Source organism: Shewanella fodinae, from assembly GCF_014651955.1.
In the GTDB taxonomy this organism is placed as follows: domain Bacteria; phylum Pseudomonadota; class Gammaproteobacteria; order Enterobacterales; family Shewanellaceae; genus Shewanella; species Shewanella fodinae.
This window is the reverse complement of record NZ_BMXW01000010.1, coordinates 21,866-42,212: the sequence shown is the minus strand read 5'-3', so window position 1 is coordinate 42,212 and position 20,347 is coordinate 21,866. Positions and strand designations below refer to the sequence as shown.

Sequence of the window (20,347 nt, the reverse complement as noted above, 5' to 3'; positions counted from 1 at the left end):
CCCACTAAAAATCTGCTGGATCTTAACATTCAACGGCAAAAATTGTGAAATAAACCGCATTTATCCACAGCAAGCCATACAAAAACGTAACTTAACGCTAACGCTCTAGTCTTTTTTACCGCAGCCAGGTGGATTTCTTCGCCGAAGCGTTACAATAGTCGCGTCGTACCGCACGCCATCGACACCTGTGCCCACAGGCTGTCAGGAGCGGTATGAGCCAATTTTACTGCCGGGTTCCCGGTTATTCTGTGTTGGAATTTTTAATGCGCAACCCACATCGTCAAGGGCCAGGCTCACTGTTTATGCTGAGCTGGCCATTGTTTATTGATCTGTCATTGCACTTTCTCACTGGTGCCATCAACACCTTCATGGTCAGCCACATCTCTTACCGGGAAGTGGCGGCACTGGCTGTAGGCAACCAAGTGTTCAGTCTGGCAATTACCCTATTCAGCTTTGTCAGTATTGGTACCAGCGTGGTGATCACTCAGTATCTTGGGGCTGGTGACAACGCCAAAGCCCGCACGGTCATCCACACAGCAATCAGCTTCAATCTAGTAGTGGGACTGTTGGCCGCAGTGGGAGTTATCAGCAGTGCCACACCGATTCTGACGTTGATGAATCTACCGCAGGACCTACTGGCGGATGGTCAGCTATATCTGATGATTGTTGGTCTGTGTCTGTTACCAGAGGCCGCCGCACTCTGTCTGGCGGCCACCTTGCGCGCCCACGGATATACCCGCGAAGCGATGTATGCCACTGCAGTAGTGAACCTGATAACCTTTGGCAGCAATCTGTTGCTGCTTTACGGCTGGTTTGGACTGCCGCAGATGGGGGTTGCTGGGGTTGCTATCAGTACCGTTGCCGGACGCCTGTTTGGTCTGGTGTTATTAGTCTGGTTACTGCAACGCAATACCGGTATTCGTTTATTGCCCACAGAGCTGCTGCGCCCACAGCGCGAGATGCTTGCGAAGGTATTGAAAATCGGTTTGCCCGCCGCCGGAGAGAATCTTTCCTGGTTGCTGCAATTCATGGTGGTAACTTCATTTGTTGGGCTGATGGGTGATCAGGCACTGGCGACTCACGCTTACTATTTTCAGATCTGTACCTTTATTATGCTATTTGGGCTGTCCATCGGCATGGGCAATGAAATCATCATCGGCCATCTGGCCGGTGGCAGGCTGTTTGAACTGGCTTATACCCGGCTACTGAAAACCCTCAAGATAGGACTGTTGGCCACCATTATTATTGCTACAGGCTTTGCATTGAGCGGCCGCAGTATCGTCGGATTATTTACGGGTGATGAAGGAGTACTGTCACTGATCGCACCGCTGTTTTTTATCAGTGTCTTCATGGAGCCCGGTCGAACGTTTAACTTGATTGTGATCAACGCGCTTCGAGCAACCGGAGATGCCCGTTTTCCGTTGATGATGGCACTATTTTCCATGTGGGGTATTGCAGTGCCGCTGGCCTGGTTATTAGGGATCCACTTTGGCTATGGCTTGGTAGGCATTTGGTTGGCACTGGCGTGTGATGAATGGGTTCGCGGTTTAGCAATGTATTGGCGCTGGTGCAGTCGCCGCTGGCAAGGCAAAGTGTTGGTAGAGCCACTACAAGCGGCAACTCATTAACCAAAAATGAAGCCCCGAGGTATATCGCTGTCGGGGCTTCATCTCATCAGAGCTAACCTTCAGTATTAACCTGAGAATTAGTGAGTAATCACCATTTCATCCAACAGATTGTCGGCATGGTCAAGATACTTCATCACCCACAACATATAACGACTGTCGACATGGATTGAGCGATTGATGTCATCGTCATAGTTCCAGTCACCGATGATGCTCTCATACACCCCGTCAAACAGGAGTCCCACCAGTTCCGCACGGCCATTCAGCGTGGGTGAACCAGAGTTACCGCCAGTGGTATCAACTGTCGACAGGAAGTTAACTGGCACCGAATCTAGTGCTTTCACGTAATAGTCGCCATAGGCTTTATCTTTGATGAGCTTCAACTCAGCCTTAGGGGCATCGAACGGTTCAACGCCGGTATCTTTCTGGGCGATCCCCTGCAAACGCGTAAATGGCACAGCGTACAGGCCATCTTTAGGGGAGTAGCCTTTGACATTACCATAAGTGACACGCAAGCTGGAGTTAGCATCGGCATACACAGGTTTACCTAAACTGTGGTAATAGGCGATGATAGCAGCCATATATTGCGGCCGTACTTTCATCAGCTCACCATCCAGTTGTTTCTCAGCATCGCGCAGTTGTTTATTGGTGTCATACATGGCAACCGCAAAACGGATCATCGGATCTTTAGACTGTTCAAACTCCGCGACGGACTTATCCATCCAGCCCAGTCTGACACTTTTATCTGCCAATGTTGTTGCCGCGTACATTTTATCCAGTTGCTGCTGCAATTGTTGCAGATTGAGTTTGTCTTTAATACCAAAGAATTGGTCCAGCGCCGGTAAACGTTCGGTCTTAGGTAAGGCGGCATAGCGTTTCAACAACTCCAGTGTCATCGCCTTATCCACTGAAGCAGCATAGCGCCGATCAATGCGTTCCAGCCCAGAGGTAAAACGATTCATATCACGCTGCTGGAATCCCGGTTCCCGTTGCATATCGGGCAGTTGTTTCTCATGGGCTAAACGCAACAGACGTTCGGCAGTTGGCATCATGGTGGTGTAACCAAGATAACCGAGGATCAGATCTCGCTGCTGGTGTTGCTGCCCTTGCTGCACCAGTGTATCGAGCTGATGAAGCACCTTGCCATACTGTTGTTCACGCTGTTTATCTGCCGCTAACCATTGGTTCAGTTGCTGCTCCTGCGCCTTTTTGTCACTCAGCATCGACGACTTGCCATAAAACTCTATCATGGAGGTAAAGTTTTTAGCGTAGTTTGCCAATCCTGCCAGCATGCTTTCGTATTTGATCCGCGCTTCACTGCCTTCTGGCGCAGTATCACGGATGATGTTGATCAGTGTTTCTCGCAGTTCTTTTGCTGCTGGGTAGTAGTGCTCAAACTGGTTTTGCACTTCTTCAGCAGTGCGATAACGGTTGGTACGTCCTGGGTAACCGGCCACCATGACAAAGTCACCTTCAGCCACACCTTTAGCCGAAACTTTCAAGAAGCTCTTTGGCTGATACGGCACATTATCTTGGCTGTAATCTGCAGGCTTGCCATCTTTACCAACGTAGGCGCGGTAGAAAGAAAAATCGCCGGTGTGACGTGGCCACATCCAGTTATCGACATCTCCACCGTATTTACCCACGCTGAGCGCTGGGTTGTACACCAAACGCACATCGCGAATTTCCAGCTGTTTCACTAGATAGTATTCCAGCCCACCGTGAAAACTGTACACCTGACAGCGATAACCTGCCGCTTGTTCACAATCGGCCACCAGACTCTTTTCAGCCATCTCAACCGCGGTGTAAAAGTCAGCGCCAGTTAACTTGGCAGTATGCTGATTCACTTTATCAGTCACATTGGTGACGGCTTCCGTAACATACACACGGGAACCCGGGGCTGCTGGCAGTTCCTCTTTCAGCGAATGTGCCAGAAAACCGTTCTGCAACAAGTTGTTTTCTGGAGTGGAATTATATTGTACCGAGCCGTAGGCACAGTGATGGTTAGTCACAACCAGTCCCTTGGGTGATACAAAAGATGCCGTGCAACCACCGAGGCTAATCACCGCATTCATGGGAAATTCAGTCAACTTGGAGATGGATTTTGGGTCAATCTCCAGCCCTTTCGCTTTCAATTGCTGCGCCATAGCTGGCAACTGATCGGGCTGCCACATTCCCTCATCAGCAAGCGCAGCAAAACTGGCTATCATGGTGCCAGCGAGAATTAGTTTTCGCATTAGTTTCAGTTCCTCTGGATAAATTTAATCGCTGCCCTAACAATTTAGCAGACAATAAAAAAGTCGGGCTAGACCCGACTTTAACACAGATATAACAACGCAGAAGCTGTCTGAAAAACTCGCTTACAAGACAGTGGCTATGGACAAACTCGCTTACAAAGCGCTTTAAGTTGCGGCATACAACTGCGCCACAATAATCACGCTCCCCATCAGCATCAGCAGCCATAGGGCCGCATTGCCACCGCTAACCTGATAACCCACAGACGCCTGAGCACGCTGTTTCATGGCGATAATGGCTGGCAAAAATACGGTTATCACCACCAACGGGATCGCAGCAAATCCCAGCAAGGCGATAAAACCTTCCGGCACAAACAGCGCACAAGCCAGTGGTGGCAGAAACGTCAGCAACCAGGTTTGTGTACGCCCCCCCCAAGAATTCTGAGCACGGATTAGTTCGGCGTTAAAGTCAAACAGACTCATGGTGACACCGAGGAACGAGGTGATCAGCGCCAGATCGGCAAACAAGCCAATAAACTTACTGATCAACGGTTGAGCGGAGATTTCCTGCAACGTACTGATAAGTTTAGACAGCGAACCATTAAACCCGGCGATAGCCTCGCCACCGACAGTACCAAGCGTCACCAGCAGCCACAATACATAACAGAACAATGGGATAGTAGAACCAATGAGCAATACTTTGCGCAGCGAAGGTACATCACCATCCAGATAGCGCACGAGGGTGGCAATGCAGACATGGAAGCCAAAAGATGTCACCACCACCGGGATAGCACTGAGCCAAACCGCTGTTAGCGAATTGGTTGCCGCCCGCTGCGCCAGTGCGCTGTAGCTCACCTCTGGCAACAAAAACACCAATACCAGCGCTAACAAGACCACCATGGTAGAAAACAGTGCTCGCGACAGCTTATCAATCCAGTGCACGCCCAGCGCCGCGAAGCCACCCAGAATAAAGGTAAACAACAACACTGCGGTTTGATTGTCCAATACTATATCAAACCAAGTTTTGGCTTTTAGCATCAATAAATCCGCACCGCCGGTGAGATAAGCTGCGGTTAGCGCAAACAACAAACTCAGAAACGACAGACTCTGAACGATCTGCCCTTTACGCCCTAACGACTTACCGGTGATGACATGCAGATTATCACCGATTCCCGAGCGCAAATTCACTTCCAGCATCAGCAACGAGGTATAAGCGGAAATCGCCCAGACGACGATCATCAGCATCAACGCGGGCACCAAACCCATGGCGGCAGTAGCTAATGGCAAGGCCAACATGCCAGCACCAATAGCGGTACCAGCCACGATCGCAATCGATCCAACTATTTTAAGGTTCACGAACTAGATCCTGTTTGTCATTGTTATTTTTGGGGTGGCCGGGTTTTCCACAGTGGAAAGCAGTGACAATACGCGATTAGGCAGCAAATTGCGCTGATGCAGTTCCGAAAAATCGACACAGATTTGACATTATCAGAGCCATTTGCTGCGGGCAAGAATAGATTTATCTTTAAAATCGGAAAAAATATCGTTGATTATACGAACAATCTGCAATTGACGATTGCCGCAGATAAATATCTGGATATAATGAGCGCCTCTCTAGTTCTTGGGGGAGTAGCCGACCCGCAACGTGTGGGTGCATTCATCAACAAACTTGGCCACATGCCATGGTGAATGCAGCAAGTCTGACTTGCCTGGCAAGACCTGAGCACAGCGCACCATTTAACAGGGGTGAATGGCGTGTTGTGCCCGGTTAAAAGTCACCCCTGAGGATTGCATTTTGGAAGCGCTGTTCACTTCTGCTCTCTCTGTTGCGATTGCTGAAATCGGCGATAAGACCCAACTGCTGGCACTGTTATTGGCGGCCAGATTCAAAAATAAAACGGCAATTATTAGCGGGATCTTGCTATCGACCTTGGCCAACCATTTGTTGGCGGCTTGGTTTGGTCATTGGGCTATTACCTGGCTGACACCAGAACTTGCCCGTTATCTAATAGCCTTCAGCTTTTTTGCCATAGCACTGTGGATACTCGTACCAGACAAAGCGGATGATGAAGATAACCGCTTCTACCGCTATGGCCCGTTTCTGGCGACCTTTGTATTGTTCTTCCTGGCCGAAATGGGCGACAAAACCCAAGTTGCTACTGTGGTGTTGGCGGCTAAGTACCAATCCTTAGCTTGGGTGATTGCCGGAACAACCTTAGGCATATTGCTGGCCAATGTGCCAGTGGTGATAGCCGGCAGCATGGGCGCGGGTAAATTGCCAGTAACCCTTATTCATCGGATCTGTGCCGTACTGTTTTTCCTGTTGGGTGTAGCAACGCTGGTGTGGGCGTAAGTGAGCCTTACGGCCTGATTAGTTTTTCAAAAGGCTTTCGAGCCTAATGCCAGTCCGTGAAGAGCTGACTGGCATTAGGGACTGAGCTAGTGATCGACAAAGGTTTTTACTTGTAGTCATTGCATTGATTACTTGGGCTTTTTAAAGCTGATGGCTAGTGCCATTGCAACCTGCGGTTGCGAGAGTCGTGGAACTGCTCGTTCCACACCTGAGCCAAGGGGCGATGCTCGTCCCTCGCCCCTTGGAACCCCGACGACGCCCCACGGCGCAAAGCGCTACGGCACTCTGGTTTGCCATTTTCACAAATCGCCGCCAACTCGGAATCCATTCCTCGGCGCGGCTTCTTCGGCATCCATGCCTCGATTGCTCAATGGCTGCCCAACGCACCTGCGCTGCGCCGAAGGGGTTATCGGAGTTGCCTGATAACTCGCCACTCTTATCACTGGGACTGATTACTTCCAAGTGCTATTGAACGTATAACTAGTTTTAGAACCATCCACCAAGCGTAAATAGAGCCCACTGAGCGTGCGAAATTATCATCCAACAAGCCATGGGCAACTTCATTACGTAAATTAAAGCCAAGAGAATCTGTGAAAATACTTTTTAATCTAAAGGTTAAATCTTCACCAAACAACTCATGAGCTTCCGGTAACTCCATCAGAGTGCTTAAGCCGCACTCACTCTCTATTCCATCGTTATCTAGGTTACTTGTAATGGCTCCTACATCCTTTAGTTGTAAGCGCACCATATGTTCTAGTTGTGGGCAGAGTAAATGAATTGCAGCACCAAATTCATACTCAAAACCAAGCCATAAAGCATATCCCAATAGTTGTTCTCTACTTTGAGGTACTATCGGTGAGTAGTGACAAGCAGTAGCCATCAGGTCTTTGGTGAACCGATGTTCCACCAGCATTTGTCTCAGCGCTGGAAGTATTCGACCTTCAACTACAAGTTGTATTTCAATGGCAAATTGCTGCTGAATTTGCCGATGCAGAACAGCTTGATTGTTGGGATCATCTTCACCTCCATCAAAATTGATGGTTGGAGTTTTGGCAACATAAATCCCTTTTTCATCGTTCTAGCAATATTAATGCTCCAGAAATTTTTTCACTTTGTTAAATTGCAAAAATTTGGTCAATGTTGTTGAAAATGATACTCAAAGGTAACGCCAATTCCCCATCGACGCGGTCAAGGTGCCTTTGGCAGACATCGAGCGCTCAAGGCACAGATGTCTCAAGGTGGTGCAGAGCAAGGGAATATTAGTCGTCCTTGAGTTCCTGAATGTGAAGAGAAGGCTACCATTGGGTAGCCTTTCTCATACCTTTTAATCACTTAGATGATTTACTAGGTTTTAAATCCGGGGTGTTTCCTGGAGTGTTTTTATTATCGCGTCTTCTTTGATCTGGTTTACCAGTAGATTGGGCAATCGGTTTTGGGCCTGGTTTTAGTACCATGACTTTATCCTTATTTTTACTGAGGTTATTTCCTCATAATTCACATAAGGACTAAAAGGAATCTTTCAATGGCTGCATGAAAAATAAACTGAAACGCGTATCCATGGAGAACGTTAACAAGGATTAGGTTTAGAAAGTCATCAACGATTTGCACCAAGCTCATCAGGCAACACCAATTCCCCTTGGCGCGGCGAAGGTGCGTTGGGCAGCCATTGAGCAATCGAGTCAAGGACGACGAGAAGCGATGGTGAGTCATGGATGACAAATCAGCGCGATTTGCAAAAATGGCAAACCATAAGCCCGTAGCGTTTCGTGACATCGGGGCAGCAAGGGGATTTATAAGGGCAAATGCTCATCAATGATGAGTGTGCTCATGAGCGCGAGCCATGGATGGCGAGCTGGCCGTTTAACATAGATGTTATTCGAGGCTGATCAGCCCCCTTGTCTCGTAGTGTGAGCGCGAAAGCTCACGACTTTCGCAAACGCAGTTTGCAATCACTTAGTGATCGCTTCTGCCAAGCGCAGCTTGGTATGGCAAAGCCATCAAACTTTCACAACCGTAGGTTGCAATCGCGCAGCGATAACTCCCTTTGACGCCAGCCAAAAGAAGGCCGCGGATTCCCCCTCCACATCGGCAGATGCAAAAAAGCCCAACGTTACCATTGAGCTTTCTAATCCACCTTAGGCAGAGCTAAGTTACTTAGCTAATGCCGCCATCACACGAGCCCCATAGTCGGCATCAGCTTTAGTGAAATGCGCCACCATCTGCAATTGCACATCACGACTTGCTTGGCTCAAGGTGCCACAGATATTGCTGACCAACCGCGCTTTTTCCGCTTCACTGAACAAACGGTAGAGATTTCCTGCCTGGGTATAGTCATCCTGATCATAGCGGCTATAACGCGCCGCTTCCCCCTCTAGGCGTAATGGCGGTTCACGGAACTCGGTAGCATCCTGCAAACTGTTGGCGCTGGAGTTCGGGCCGTAGTTAGCGCTGCTATCTGCGCCAGTCTGACTGTGATGGTATGGGCACTGCGTTCCAGCCATTGCTCCGGCACGTTGATGATGATTAGCCGTGGTCGCATGTGGGCAGTTCACCGGCAGTTGGTTGTAATTAGCACCGACGCGATAACGCTGGGCATCGGCATAAGCAAACAGGCGTGCCTGCAGCATTTTATCCGGTGATGCGCCGACCCCGGGCACCATATTGCTCGGCGCGAAGGCGGCCTGCTCCACTTCAGCAAAATAGTTTTGCGGCAAACGGTTCAGCTCCATCACCCCCACTTCAATCAATGGATAATCTTGGTGCGGCCACACTTTGGTCAGGTCAAAGGGATTGATGTGGTAATGGTTGGCATCGGCTTCGGGCATGATCTGCACCTGCAATTTCCAGCGAGGGAAATGACCATCGGTAATGGCGGCAACCATGTCGCGCTGAGCATGATCGGGATCGATACCTTTCATTTTAGCGGCTTGTTCTTCGGTCAGATTGGCAATGCCCTGCTCGCTCTTAAAGTGAAATTTCACCCAGAAGCGCTCACCGTTGGCATTCCAGAAGGAGTAGGTATGCGAACCGTAGCCATGCATCTGCCGATAATTTGCCGGGATACCACGATCAGACATCAGTACGGTCACTTGATGCATCGCTTCTGGATTCAGCGCCCAGAAATCCCACATTGCCTGCGGATCTTTAAGATTGGTGTGCGGATTACGCTTTTGCGTATGAATAAAATCGGGAAATTTAATGCCATCCCGTAGAAAAAACGTAGGGGTGTTATTGCCGACAATATCGTGATTACCGCGGTTGGTGTAAAAGCGTACGGCAAAACCGCGGGGGTCACGCTCGGCATCAGCAGAGCCCATCTCACCACCCACAGTAGAAAAACGTACAAACACTTCCGTCTGCTTACCCACGCCGTTGAAATGGTCGGCAATGGTGTAACGGCTGATATCGTTGGTCAGGGTAAAAGTGCCGTAAACACCGGTGCCTTTGGCATGCACAACCCGCTCTGGGATCCGCTCACGGTTAAAGTGTGCTAATTTTTCAATCAGATGAAAATCTTGTAATAACAATGGGCCACGCTCACCGGCAGACAGGGAATTCTGATCATCGGCAACGGGGGCACCGTTCTGGCTGGTAATATAATGCTGGGTCATGTTGTGCTCCTTACGATTTTTTCTGGTTTAACCAAAGTTCGATCAAATCAACGATTGTGGCCATATGGCCTCCTGCAACAGCGAGCTAAGGCATCAGACGTTAAGAGCATGGTAGGTGATGCAAGAAAATCAATAAAACGATTAAAAGTGATTATCACAATCCAATAATTGAATTGATAATAAAACTGCTTCTGCACTAGACAGTGGATAGCAAGCGGGGTTAGCAGTACGCTCAGTGAACATGCCCGCAACAACAATAAAAGCAGCCGTAGCTGCTTTTATTGGACACAAATAGAGGCTGTCAGCCCGCGTGTTTACTGTCAGGACGGCGCACAACGGCGGCAGTCATACGTGACACACAAGTCAGTTCACCCGCACTATTGTAAATTTGGATATCCCATACCGAAGTGCGCTTTCCCAGATGAATGGGGCGAGCCACCGCTTTGAGTTCTCCATTGCGAGCCGCGCGGATATGGTTAGCGTTGATCTCCTGCCCGACACAGTAGTACTGTTCAAAATCCACCGCAAAGTTAGCCGCGTAGCTGGCAACGGTTTCAGCCAGAACCACATTAGCACCACCGTGTACCATACCGATGGGGTTGTGAATCGCCGGTGTGGCGGGCATGGTCGCCACCAGATAATCGTCACCTATCTCAGTAACTTTGATGCCTAAGGTCTGCATCAAGCTGCCTTTACCACCCTGCCCCAAATCTAGGCGGGCACAATCCTCAAGCGTGACTTCTCTGAACCAGATACTCATAGTGTGTCGTTTCCTTATAATAATATCCCACGCCAGTTTATCGCCGCCTCAGCGCTGCGGTATCACCAATTTCGCTAATTGACGGTCATGCGTCGCCGACAACGTCAATACCGCACAGATAGCCCCAATCAAGGCGAATAACATGTCAGATTGGGTATCCCAGACATAACCTTGGGTGCCAAGAAATGCTTCAGCACCATCGTTGGTCAGCACCGCAACCCACCATTCCACCAGTTCATAAAATGCCGAAAGCGCCAGAGCAAAACAGCAACAGAGAAAACTGCACCAAGCGCCGCGTTGCAGCACTTGTTTGCGCAGCAACACTTCTCGCGCAATCATGGCCGGGATAAATCCCTGAGCAAAATGCCCTAATTTGTCATAGTTATTGCGGCCCCAGCCGAACCAGTCTGACAACCAGTCAAACAGCGGTACCTGGGCATAGGTGTAATGGGCACCGACAAACAGTACGCAACAGTGCAACAGAATTAACAGCGACAGCAAAGGCGTTAATGGAAATACCCGCCGACACCATAACAATAACGGCACCGCGATTAATGCGGGTGTCGCTTCCATCCACCAAGTAAAACCATCATGCGGCTGCCATACTGACCACAGCAGTACCACACCATAAAATGCCAGCCAAATCAGCGGATTCTTCAATATCAGCCCCAATTTGCAGATTGTTCATGATCTAAAATAAACACTTTAGCCATCCAGACCTCCACAGCAGCAAAAAAAGGTGCTAACGTGAGCTGACAGCTTGGGGAAGCTTAACACACTACACTTTGTTCACTAGCAGATTCATAAATTGAGGGGTACCGATATCATGGCGAAACACTCGCTGGACAAGGATAAAATCAAGATCCTGTTGTTGGAAGGCGTTCATCAGTCAGCCCTAGATGTGCTGAAAAATTCCGGTTATAACAATATTGAGTACCACAAAGGCTCGTTATCCGGTGATGAATTGGCTGAAGCCATCAAGGATGCGCATTTTGTCGGTATCCGCTCTCGCACCCATCTCACCAAGGAAGTGCTGGAGCAGGCTGAAAAACTGGTGGGTATCGGTTGCTTTTGTATCGGCACTAACCAGGTGGATCTGAAAGCCGCTGAATTACTGGGTATCCCGGTGTTCAACGCTCCGTTTTCCAATACCCGCAGTGTTGCCGAACTGGTGATTGGCGAAATTATCATGCTGATGCGCGGCATTCCGCAACGTAACGCCTCCGCGCACAAAGGCGGTTGGATCAAGAGTGCGAAAGGCAGCTATGAAGTTCGCGGCAAAACCCTCGGCGTCATCGGCTATGGTCATATCGGTACTCAGCTTGGCATTCTGGCAGAAACCTTAGGGATGCGCGTAGTGTTCTACGACATTGAAGACAAACTGCCGCTGGGCAATGCCCACCAGTTGCGCTTTATGAACGAATTGCTGGCGCAGGCGGATGTGGTCAGTCTGCACGTACCGGAAACCCCACAAACCAAGCTGATGTTTGGTGCAGCGCAGATTGAAGCCATGCGGCCTGGCAGCTTCCTAATCAACGCCTCCCGTGGCACGGTGGTGGATATTGACGCACTCGCCGCGGCACTGGAATCCAAACATTTAGCAGGGGCAGCGATTGATGTGTTCCCAATTGAGCCCAAGTCTAACGACGACGAATTCCAGACTCCACTGCGCGGTTTTGATAATGTCATCCTGACACCACACGTGGGCGGTAGCACCGAAGAAGCTCAGGAAAATATTGGCATTGAAGTGGCCGGGAAACTCGCCAAATATTCCGACAACGGTTCAACAGTAACCGCCGTGAACTTCCCCGAAGTATCGCTGCCACAACAACACGGCACCTCACGCCTGTTGCATATCCATCGTAACCGTCCTGGCATACTGCTGAAGATCAACCAGGCGTTTTCCGAAAAAGGCATCAACATCGGCGGTCAATACCTGCAAACCACAGCAGACATCGGTTATGTGGTGATGGAAGTCCATACGGATCAGGCCACAGAAGCCTTGGAAGAACTGAAAAACATCGAAGGGACTATCCGCACCCGCTTACTGTACTAAGTTGTCGGTGAATGTTTTGACGGGGCGCCATTCGGCGCCCTGTTTATTTACGCCAGATCCGTTACAATCGAAGCACTTTTGCTGTTGTTAATATCAGGATGATCCTATGAGTCTCACCGCTCCTCAACTTTTCTGGGCACCCGATTCCCAGTTACCGGAACTGCTGATCTCTCCCCTGTCTCATCTCGGCCTGATCCAGGTGACCGGTGAACAGAATCGTAGTTTTATTCACGGACAAATTACCGCCGATGTTAATGCCCTCACAGCCAACGACTGGTGCTGGGGCGCGCATTGCGATCCCAAAGGTAAGATGCTTTCTGCCTTCCGCCTGTTCGCAGTCGCCGATAGCTTAATGCTGCTGATGCCTAAAGACACCGTTGTCAGCGACCTGCCAGAGTTCCGTAAATATGCGGTATTCAGCAAAGCTGAACTCAATGATGTCTCGGACGCGTGGACGGTACTTGGTGTTACCGGAAACGACGCCGAATCATGGATTAAAAACCATTTCCCAACCTTTAGCACAGACCACCCATTGTGTCCATTGCAACAGGGAGTTGTGCTGAATGATAACGGGCGTTTTCTGTTAGTGTTGCCGACAGCCATTGCAGCCGAGCTGGTGCAAGCGCAGTCACTATATCATCACAGTGCCTGGCAAGCGTTGGAGATGCTAGCGGGCTATCCGGGATTATCAGCCGTGCATCGAGCGCAATTTGTACCACAAATGTGCAACTTGCAGGCGCTCAATGGTATCAGTTTTAATAAAGGCTGCTACATGGGGCAGGAAACCGTGGCGCGCATGAAATACCGTGGTGGTAACAAACGGGCGCTGTATATTCTGCAAGGCCAAGCAACCGTTGCTGTCACCCCGGAGTCCACGCTGGAACTGGCGCTAGAAGAAAGTTTTCGGCCACAAGGCACTATTTTGGAAGCGGTACAGATTGACGGTCAGCTACTGCTAACAGCCGTGCTGCCAAATGATACTGCCGATGATGCCGTATTCAGAATTGCCGAAGATCCGCAAAGCCAACTAACACTGGTAGCAAGACCTTACTCGCTGGAAGAGTAACCAACGTAAAGGGCGTCACATGACGCCCTTGTTGTTTGCAAGATGTACACTTTGCAAGAACCACTCTGTATCAACCTTCGCTATGCAAAGCCGTCTCTGGATATTGCTCACGGACGTCGTTGATCTGCGGCAAAATCTGCAGAAACTGACGCACCAGCTCAGGATCGAAATGTTTGCCTGCCTGCTCTTCAATATAGGCCATAGCGTCGGCAGTGCTCCATGCCTGTTTGTAAGGTCGAACCGATGTCAGTGCATCAAATACATCCGCCACAGCCACAATCCGGCCTTCGATAGGGATAGCCTCGCCCGCCAGTCCCTTAGGATAACCACTGCCGTCCCATTTTTCGTGATGCGTCAGCGCGATACTGCGCGACAGTTGCAGTAAGGGATCTGGGTGTTCACCAATAATTTCCGCGCCAAATTCAGCGTGCCGCTGCATCAGCGCCCACTCCTCTGCATCCAGCTTTCCCGGTTTACGTAGCACCGCATCAGGGATGCCGATTTTACCAATGTCATGCATGGGCGCAGCATTGTAAACCAGTTCACAAAACCGTTCCGGCAACCCTAACTGCACGGCCAATAACCGGGCATAATTGCTCATGCGAATTACATGTAAGCCGGTTTCGTTATCCTTGTACTCGGCTGCACGGCCTAAACGGCGGATAATCTCCAGCCGGGTTTCACGCAACTCATGGGTACGTTCCCGCACTTGCTGTTCCAGTAAACGTTTTTGATCATAGAGTGCCAGATGATTTTTCACTCGCGCCTGCACAATCGGTGCGCTGACTGGCTTAGTGATGTAATCCACGGCACCAAGCTTAAACCCCTGGGTCTCGTCGGCAGCTTCCGATAGTGCCGTCACAAAAATCACTGGAATATGGGCGGTGAGCGGATCTTTTTTCAATTCGCTGCACACTTCATAGCCGTTCATACCTGGCATCATCACATCCAGCAAAATAAGATCTGGGGGATTACGTTTGGCCACAGTCAGCGCTTTAGGGCCATCGATGGCAACTCTGAGCTTGTATTCGCTGCCGAGTATTCCCACCAGAATATCGATGTTTTCCGGCGTGTCATCCACCACTAAGATGCTTGCCTGTTCCATTTCAATATCTCCCTTATGCGCTTGTCGGGCTCACCGGCAAAACTCAGGTTCAAAGTATAGTCCTACAGTTGCTGTAACAACGACTGCACCAGCGTCTGCGCCTCGTCAAAACGATAATTAGCCACCATAGTGTTGACTTGCTGTAACTGTTGCCAAAGTTGCGTTTCCACTCGTCCCCGAAGTTTTTGCAACTGCGGAACAGCGGCAGCGTCGGCATCTTCCAGCAGCAATAGCAACTGTTGTAATTCCTGTTTTAACACCTCTGGTGCGAGTAGTTCTGCTGCATCCGAGTCGGTAGTGCTGGCGAGCTGCTGCCAACGTCCGATAGCTTCAACCAGTTCATCTACCAGCACCTGAGTCTGTTGTAGTGTCTCCTCACAATCCTGTTGCTGCTGCAGTTGCGCTTCCAGGGTACGTGCCAGCGCAACTAGCGGCTCGCAGACCAGATTACCGGCAACGCCTTTAAGGGTATGAGCCAAACGCACGGCCGTTTCTTGGTCATCATGCGCTAGCGCTTTACGAATTTTATCAACGACCTGTGCCTGCCCCTGACTGAAACGTTCAAAGATTCGACGATAGAGTCGTTCCGAGTTCTGGACCAACTGTAGACCACGATCAACATCCAACAAGGGATGTTCCGGCCAAGCAATCACTACGGTTTCGCCAGCCGACACGGAAACACCTGACGGCGAACCATCGCCGAGATACTGCAACAGTACGTTGTACAGCAAATTCACTTCGATGGGTTTGGAGATATGGTCATTCATGCCTGCGGCCAAGCATTTTTCCCGGTCACCAGCCATGGCGTTGGCGGTCATGGCTACCACAGGAAGCTGCTGTAACCCATCAATTTTTCGCAGTTCACGGGTTGCCTGATAGCCATCCATAACGGGCATTTGACAATCCATCAGTACCAAATCAAAGGGCTGTTGCTGTAATTGCTGCAACGCTTGCTGACCGTTTTCTGCCAAGGTCAAGACTATCCCGACCTGTGCCAGAAACTCGCTGGCAACTTCTTGATTCATTTCATTATCTTCAACCAGCAATACCCGTTTACCACGCAATTGCTGTAATAATTGGCTATCAAGAGTGCTGGGGCGACGCTTCACTGGCAAACTGCCGCCCTTGCCCAATGCCAGCATGATGCTGTCCAGCAACCTCGAGGCGCTCACTGGTTTCGCCACATAACCACTGATGCCATAACTAGACAATTGGCCGATGAAATCACTGCTAGCATGAGCCGAAATCATAATGATCAACGTACTGTTATCCAGCTTGCTCAGCTGCTGCGAGGTTTCAATGCCATCCATTCCCGGCATTTTCCAATCCACCAGCGCTAGGCCATAGCGTTTCTCGGAAAATTTCTTTAAGGCTTCCGCCCCGCTACGTGCAGTGTCGACATGAAATCCCATGCTTTCTAGCGTGGTACGCATAATATCGCGGGCGGTAGCGTTATCATCCACCACCAGCAGTTGCATCCCTTCTAGCTCCTGCGCCACTTTAATACTGCAGTTATCAGCAACTTTCAGTCTCGCGGTAAAAAAGAAGGTGCTACCGTTGCCATACAGGCTCTCGACCCCAATTTCGCCGCCCATCAATTCCACCAACTGCCGACTTATCGCCAGTCCGAGGCCAGTTCCGCCATATTTACGGGTCGTGGAGCTGTCGGCCTGACTGAAAGAGCGGAACAGTTTCTGTTGCTGTTCACGGGTCAACCCTATCCCGGTATCACGCACAGCAAAACGCAGCACTACTTCATCGTCTTGCTGCTGCAACTGATTGATTGACAGTTCCACTTCGCCCTGTTCGGTGAATTTGATGGCGTTGCCGATGAGATTTATCAGGATCTGATTCAGTCGTAACGGGTCGCCCTCCAACTGTGTGGGCACATTAGGCGCGACTGAAAACAGCAATTCCAATTGTTTATCTAGCGCCCGCACTGCAAACATATCGGCCAGATCTTCGAGAATAGTATCCAATTGGAACGGCACCGATTCCATTTGCAGTTTCCCGGCTTCTATCTTGGAGAAATCGAGAATGTCGTTAATGATCCCCAGGAGCGACTGTGACGCCCGCTCAATTTTCTCAACATAGTCACGCTGCTTACTGTCCAGCGTGGTCTGCAGACACAGTTGTGACATGCCGATAATGGCGTTCATTGGGGTGCGGATCTCATGCGACATGTTTGCCAGAAAATCACTCTTGGCACGGCTGGCAGCATCTGCGGCATCTTTGGCAGTAAGTAGCTCTTCTGACAGCTGTTTCAAGTTAGTGATATTAGCCACTGCCAGCACCACCGAATTATTGCCATTCAGTTGTTTTTGCAACAAGGTGGCATTAACCGCCGCCCACATAGTGTTACCGTTGGCATCCAGCAATCGCCACTCAACTGCGATGCTCTGCTGCTGCCCATTGACCAGCGACTCGAATGCCGCGATTGCCTCCTGCCGCTGTTCCGGTAGCAGCAAATCCCCGATGAGTTTACGTTTTAGCACTTCTGGAGTGCTGGCCATGTAATGGCAGAAACAGTCATTACAATCAACAATCATGCCCTGTTCATCGAGATTGACGATACCGATGGCCGCGTTATCAAACAGCGCCCGGAAATGCGCTTCGCGCTGCGCCATCTCGCGTTCCATCTGTTTACGATCACTGATATCCATCAGATAACCGTTCCACAGAATACCTTCGGGTTGCGCCAAACCTCTGGCCCCGGCTTCTAACCAGCGCACGCCACCGGACGGATACTGATAACGGAAGGTGGCGCTCCATTGCAAACCGCGACTGCCACTTAGCAATTCCAGTAACTCGCGGCGTTCCTCGTCTGGAATACGCTCGGCAGCGATATTAAAGTTGTCCATCACTTCCTGCCGAGGCAACCCGAGCGTTATCACCGCCGCTGTAGACAAGAAGGTAAAGCGGCTGGTTTGACCATCACGCCACAGCAACTGATATACCGTGCTGGGCACCGATTCGGTAATGGTTTCCAGCTGTTCCTGTGATTGGCGCAGTCGCTCCTGAGCCAGTTTGCTGTCGGTGATGTCGTTGAGACTGCCATCAAACCATTTCGCTTCGCCTTGGTCGTCGTAAGCCGCTTTAGCTTTCTCGTGGATCCAGCGAATACTGCCATCTCGGTGACGGATCCGATATTCCACATCAATCGGACGTTGCTCAACCAAGGCGGCATTGATGGCATCGGCGCGCTTAGGCATGTCCTCGTCGAGAATAATGGTGCGATAGGCACGACGCTCGTTTTCAATAAAGGTCGCCGCCGGATAGCCACTGATATCGGCAATATGATCACTGATATATTCGAGGACCCAATCGTCCTCAATACGGATCCGATAAATCGCACCGGGAACATTGGATACCAGCCCACGGAAACGGCTTTCGCTGTCGCGAATTTTTTTCTCCACCGCCAGTTGCTCAGTCATATCACGAATAGATGCGGCCGTTTGATGCTTCCCATCCATGGCTAATGGCAGATGACTCAAAGCAACTTGTGCCGGAAATGTCTTACCGTCTGCCCGTAACGCCGGGAAGGTGTGTTCACTGCCCATAGTGCGGTTACTGTCGCCCACAACAAAGTTTTTACTGAAGCGTTGGTGCGCTTCTCGAAATTGCTCGGGGATGAGGTTTTCCACCGCCAGTTGCAACATTTCAGCGGCACTGTATCCAAACAGCTCCTGGCAGCGACTGTTGCTATAAATAATATGGCTGTCTTCATCGACGATAAGCATGGCCTCTGGCGCCGCTTCCAACACTGCTTTAGACCAGGCTGCCGCCGAAAACTGTTCGGTGACATCGTTGAACAGCATCTCCACTGACACAACCAACCCGTGTTCATCGATGAAAGGCTGCATAAATACGTCCAAGCGCCGCAATTGTCCGCTGGCAGACTGCATTTCCACCTGATGTGGCGGTACCGTTTGCCCCTGCAACGCCAGCTCCATGTAATGCCAGTTCTGCTCATTGATAGCACTGCTGGAAAACAAACGTTGGTATTTCCGCTTGAGCGTATCGGGGTTGATGCCCAGCACCTTTTCCACCCCATCGCTCACATGCACTAATTGGCCATCAGGTGCCATTGAACAGTAAAACGACTTGTCACTCATGCCATCAATAAGACTGGCAAATCGGTTGCCGCGGGAATCCAGCAATGCCTGTTCTCGCTGTTGCAGCGCGTCGGCGAGCTCATTGAATTTTCTGCTAAGGCTAGCAACCTCCAACACGGTTTTGGGTGTAGGCGGTGCCAATCGCAGCAACTTTCCTTGACTGAAAGCTTCAATGCCCTGTGCCAAATTCTCCAATGGTTGGGTCAGTCGTCTGGCGGTATACACGCTGTTTATCAGTAGCAGCAGGATCACCCCCAACAAAACAAATGTCAGGTAGGCGGAATCCCCCAGCACGGCGGTTAATAGATGCTGTTCCGGTGTCAGCACCACCACATGCCATCCCAGGGGTTCAACCGACACAATACTGGCAAGATAAACAACATTATCTTTGTCAGTCAGTTGTACTTCATGACTCTGTGCGCTTGTCAGTGCTTTTAGGTCGGTATTGCTGTTTGGGCTCAGCCAGTCTTTCAGAGATATCTGTTCCGTAAGACTGGCACCAGGGCGGTAGATCAACATACTGTTGTCGTCCACAACCAATAACTGATCTGCCGCAACGCCAAGACGCTCAGGTAAGGATGATAACGCCAAATCCGTCGTAACCACGCCAAACCAGTTAGCCTCACTGCCAAAGGGCTGTGAAAAGGTAATCATCAGCGTATTGCCAGCCCCGGTGTCAAAGTAAGGGGCGGTCCATACGCCTTTGGGATGCTTCAGCGCCTCGCTCCACCACGCCCAGTTGCCATCGGTGTAGTCATAGGCCTCCATACCAATATCCATGGTGACAATACTGTTGTCGCGGCGGTAGGCATAAGGCGCAAACCGTTTGCCATCGCCAAAAAAGCCCTGACGAAACGCAATGGCAGAGCCATAAAACTGCTGATACCGCTCCAACCGCTCTGTCAACATGGCATAGAGATAATTTGGCGGAAATGCACGGTCTTTATCATCAAAATTATCGAGACTGGATGCCAGCGTCTGGGTATCGGACTGCGCTAGCTTTAAGGAAAACTGCAATTTTTGGGCAGCATTGTGGGCAGTAGTCCGGAGCTCTGCAAAATAGGCTTGCTGTTTTTCCTGATAATTTATCCAGCCAGCGATGCCACATAACAGCGTCATCATCACAATAAGTGGCAACGCCAGATTGGAAATAATACGGTGACGAAAGGTTTGAAAGGTGGCTAACTCAGGCATATGGCAATTCCCTGTCCTGGCTGGGTCGCATTACCGCGGGATGATGTGTTTTTATGAATAGCAACAGACGGCACATCGCATCTGCGACAAACTGAATTTATTTAATCACTAGGTCAGCCCTTGCGCAAGCGACTTAACAGCTAATAAACTTAATAACTCAATGACAAAAAAGCGTTTTCTTATATTAGCCAAGATAACGAACATTGAGTAAACCTACCCTAAAGCGCC

The 20,347-nt window shown here is 50.1% G+C and carries 13 protein-coding genes and 1 riboswitch; of the genes, 4 read left to right on the top strand and 9 right to left on the bottom strand.

Features of this window, described 5'->3' with window-relative positions; genetic code table 11:
* Window positions 1–212 precede the first annotated feature (212 nt).
* Window positions 213–1,628, top strand: coding sequence for an MATE family efflux transporter (locus tag IE064_RS10525; protein ID WP_229799963.1), 1,416 nt, complete (start codon window positions 213–215; stop codon window positions 1,626–1,628).
* Window positions 1,629–1,705: 77 nt separating this feature from the next.
* On the opposite strand, the gene IE064_RS10520 is transcribed toward IE064_RS10525, so the two are convergent.
* Together IE064_RS10520 and IE064_RS10515 are read right to left on the bottom strand one after the other, a co-directional pair.
* Window positions 1,706–3,862 carry a S46 family peptidase gene (locus tag IE064_RS10520; protein WP_189617782.1) on the bottom strand — a complete coding sequence of 719 codons (2,157 nt, stop codon included), beginning with the start codon at window positions 3,860–3,862 and terminating at the stop codon, window positions 1,706–1,708.
* Window positions 3,863–4,027: 165 nt separating this feature from the next.
* Window positions 4,028–5,215: an amino acid permease gene (locus IE064_RS10515; RefSeq protein ID WP_189617781.1), complete on the bottom strand. Its 1,188-nt coding sequence runs from the start codon at window positions 5,213–5,215 to the stop codon at window positions 4,028–4,030.
* Between the two features lie 256 nt (window positions 5,216–5,471).
* A riboswitch (yybP-ykoY riboswitch) is annotated at window positions 5,472–5,570 on the top strand.
* Window positions 5,571–5,654: 84 nt separating this feature from the next.
* Between IE064_RS10515 and IE064_RS10505 the strand changes: the two genes are divergently transcribed.
* Entirely contained in the window at window positions 5,655–6,212 is a 558-nt protein-coding gene (locus tag IE064_RS10505) for a TMEM165/GDT1 family protein (protein ID WP_133040216.1), read from the top strand.
* Window positions 6,213–6,366: 154 nt separating this feature from the next.
* Here the strand turns inward: IE064_RS10505 and IE064_RS10500 are convergent, their stop codons facing one another.
* From IE064_RS10500 to IE064_RS10480, 5 genes are all read right to left on the bottom strand, one after another.
* Window positions 6,367–6,564: a hypothetical protein gene (locus IE064_RS10500; protein ID WP_189617779.1), complete on the bottom strand. Its 198-nt coding sequence runs from the start codon at window positions 6,562–6,564 to the stop codon at window positions 6,367–6,369.
* Between the two features lie 87 nt (window positions 6,565–6,651).
* Window positions 6,652–7,125, bottom strand: a complete 474-nt coding sequence (locus IE064_RS10495) for a DUF4209 domain-containing protein (RefSeq protein WP_229799962.1) — start codon at window positions 7,123–7,125, stop codon at window positions 6,652–6,654.
* A gap of 1,237 nt (window positions 7,126–8,362) precedes the next feature.
* Window positions 8,363–9,823 carry a catalase KatB gene (katB, locus tag IE064_RS10490; RefSeq protein WP_189617778.1) on the bottom strand — a complete coding sequence of 487 codons (1,461 nt, stop codon included), beginning with the start codon at window positions 9,821–9,823 and terminating at the stop codon, window positions 8,363–8,365.
* Between the two features lie 301 nt (window positions 9,824–10,124).
* Window positions 10,125–10,583, bottom strand: a complete 459-nt coding sequence (locus IE064_RS10485) for a PaaI family thioesterase (RefSeq protein ID WP_133040619.1) — start codon at window positions 10,581–10,583, stop codon at window positions 10,125–10,127.
* 48 nt (window positions 10,584–10,631) lie between these two features.
* Window positions 10,632–11,243, bottom strand: coding sequence for a DUF2238 domain-containing protein (locus IE064_RS10480; RefSeq protein ID WP_189617777.1), 612 nt, complete (start codon window positions 11,241–11,243; stop codon window positions 10,632–10,634).
* Window positions 11,244–11,409: 166 nt separating this feature from the next.
* On the opposite strand from IE064_RS10480, the gene serA reads away from it, so the two are divergent.
* A complete protein-coding gene (gene serA / locus IE064_RS10475) occupies window positions 11,410–12,639 on the top strand; it encodes a phosphoglycerate dehydrogenase (protein WP_189617776.1) in 1,230 nt (409 codons plus the stop codon).
* Window positions 12,640–12,745: 106 nt separating this feature from the next.
* On the top strand, window positions 12,746–13,705 hold the full coding sequence (ygfZ, locus tag IE064_RS10470) for a tRNA-modifying protein YgfZ (RefSeq protein WP_189617775.1): 960 nt from the start codon (window positions 12,746–12,748) through the stop codon (window positions 13,703–13,705).
* Between the two features lie 70 nt (window positions 13,706–13,775).
* Here the strand turns inward: ygfZ and IE064_RS10465 are convergent, their stop codons facing one another.
* Both IE064_RS10465 and IE064_RS10460 read right to left on the bottom strand, forming a co-directional pair.
* Window positions 13,776–14,810 carry a response regulator gene (locus IE064_RS10465; protein WP_189617774.1) on the bottom strand — a complete coding sequence of 345 codons (1,035 nt, stop codon included), beginning with the start codon at window positions 14,808–14,810 and terminating at the stop codon, window positions 13,776–13,778.
* Window positions 14,811–14,872: 62 nt separating this feature from the next.
* Complete coding sequence (locus IE064_RS10460) at window positions 14,873–20,119, bottom strand: PAS domain S-box protein (protein WP_189617773.1); 5,247 nt, start codon at window positions 20,117–20,119, stop codon at window positions 14,873–14,875.
* Window positions 20,120–20,347: the final 228 nt, after the last annotated feature.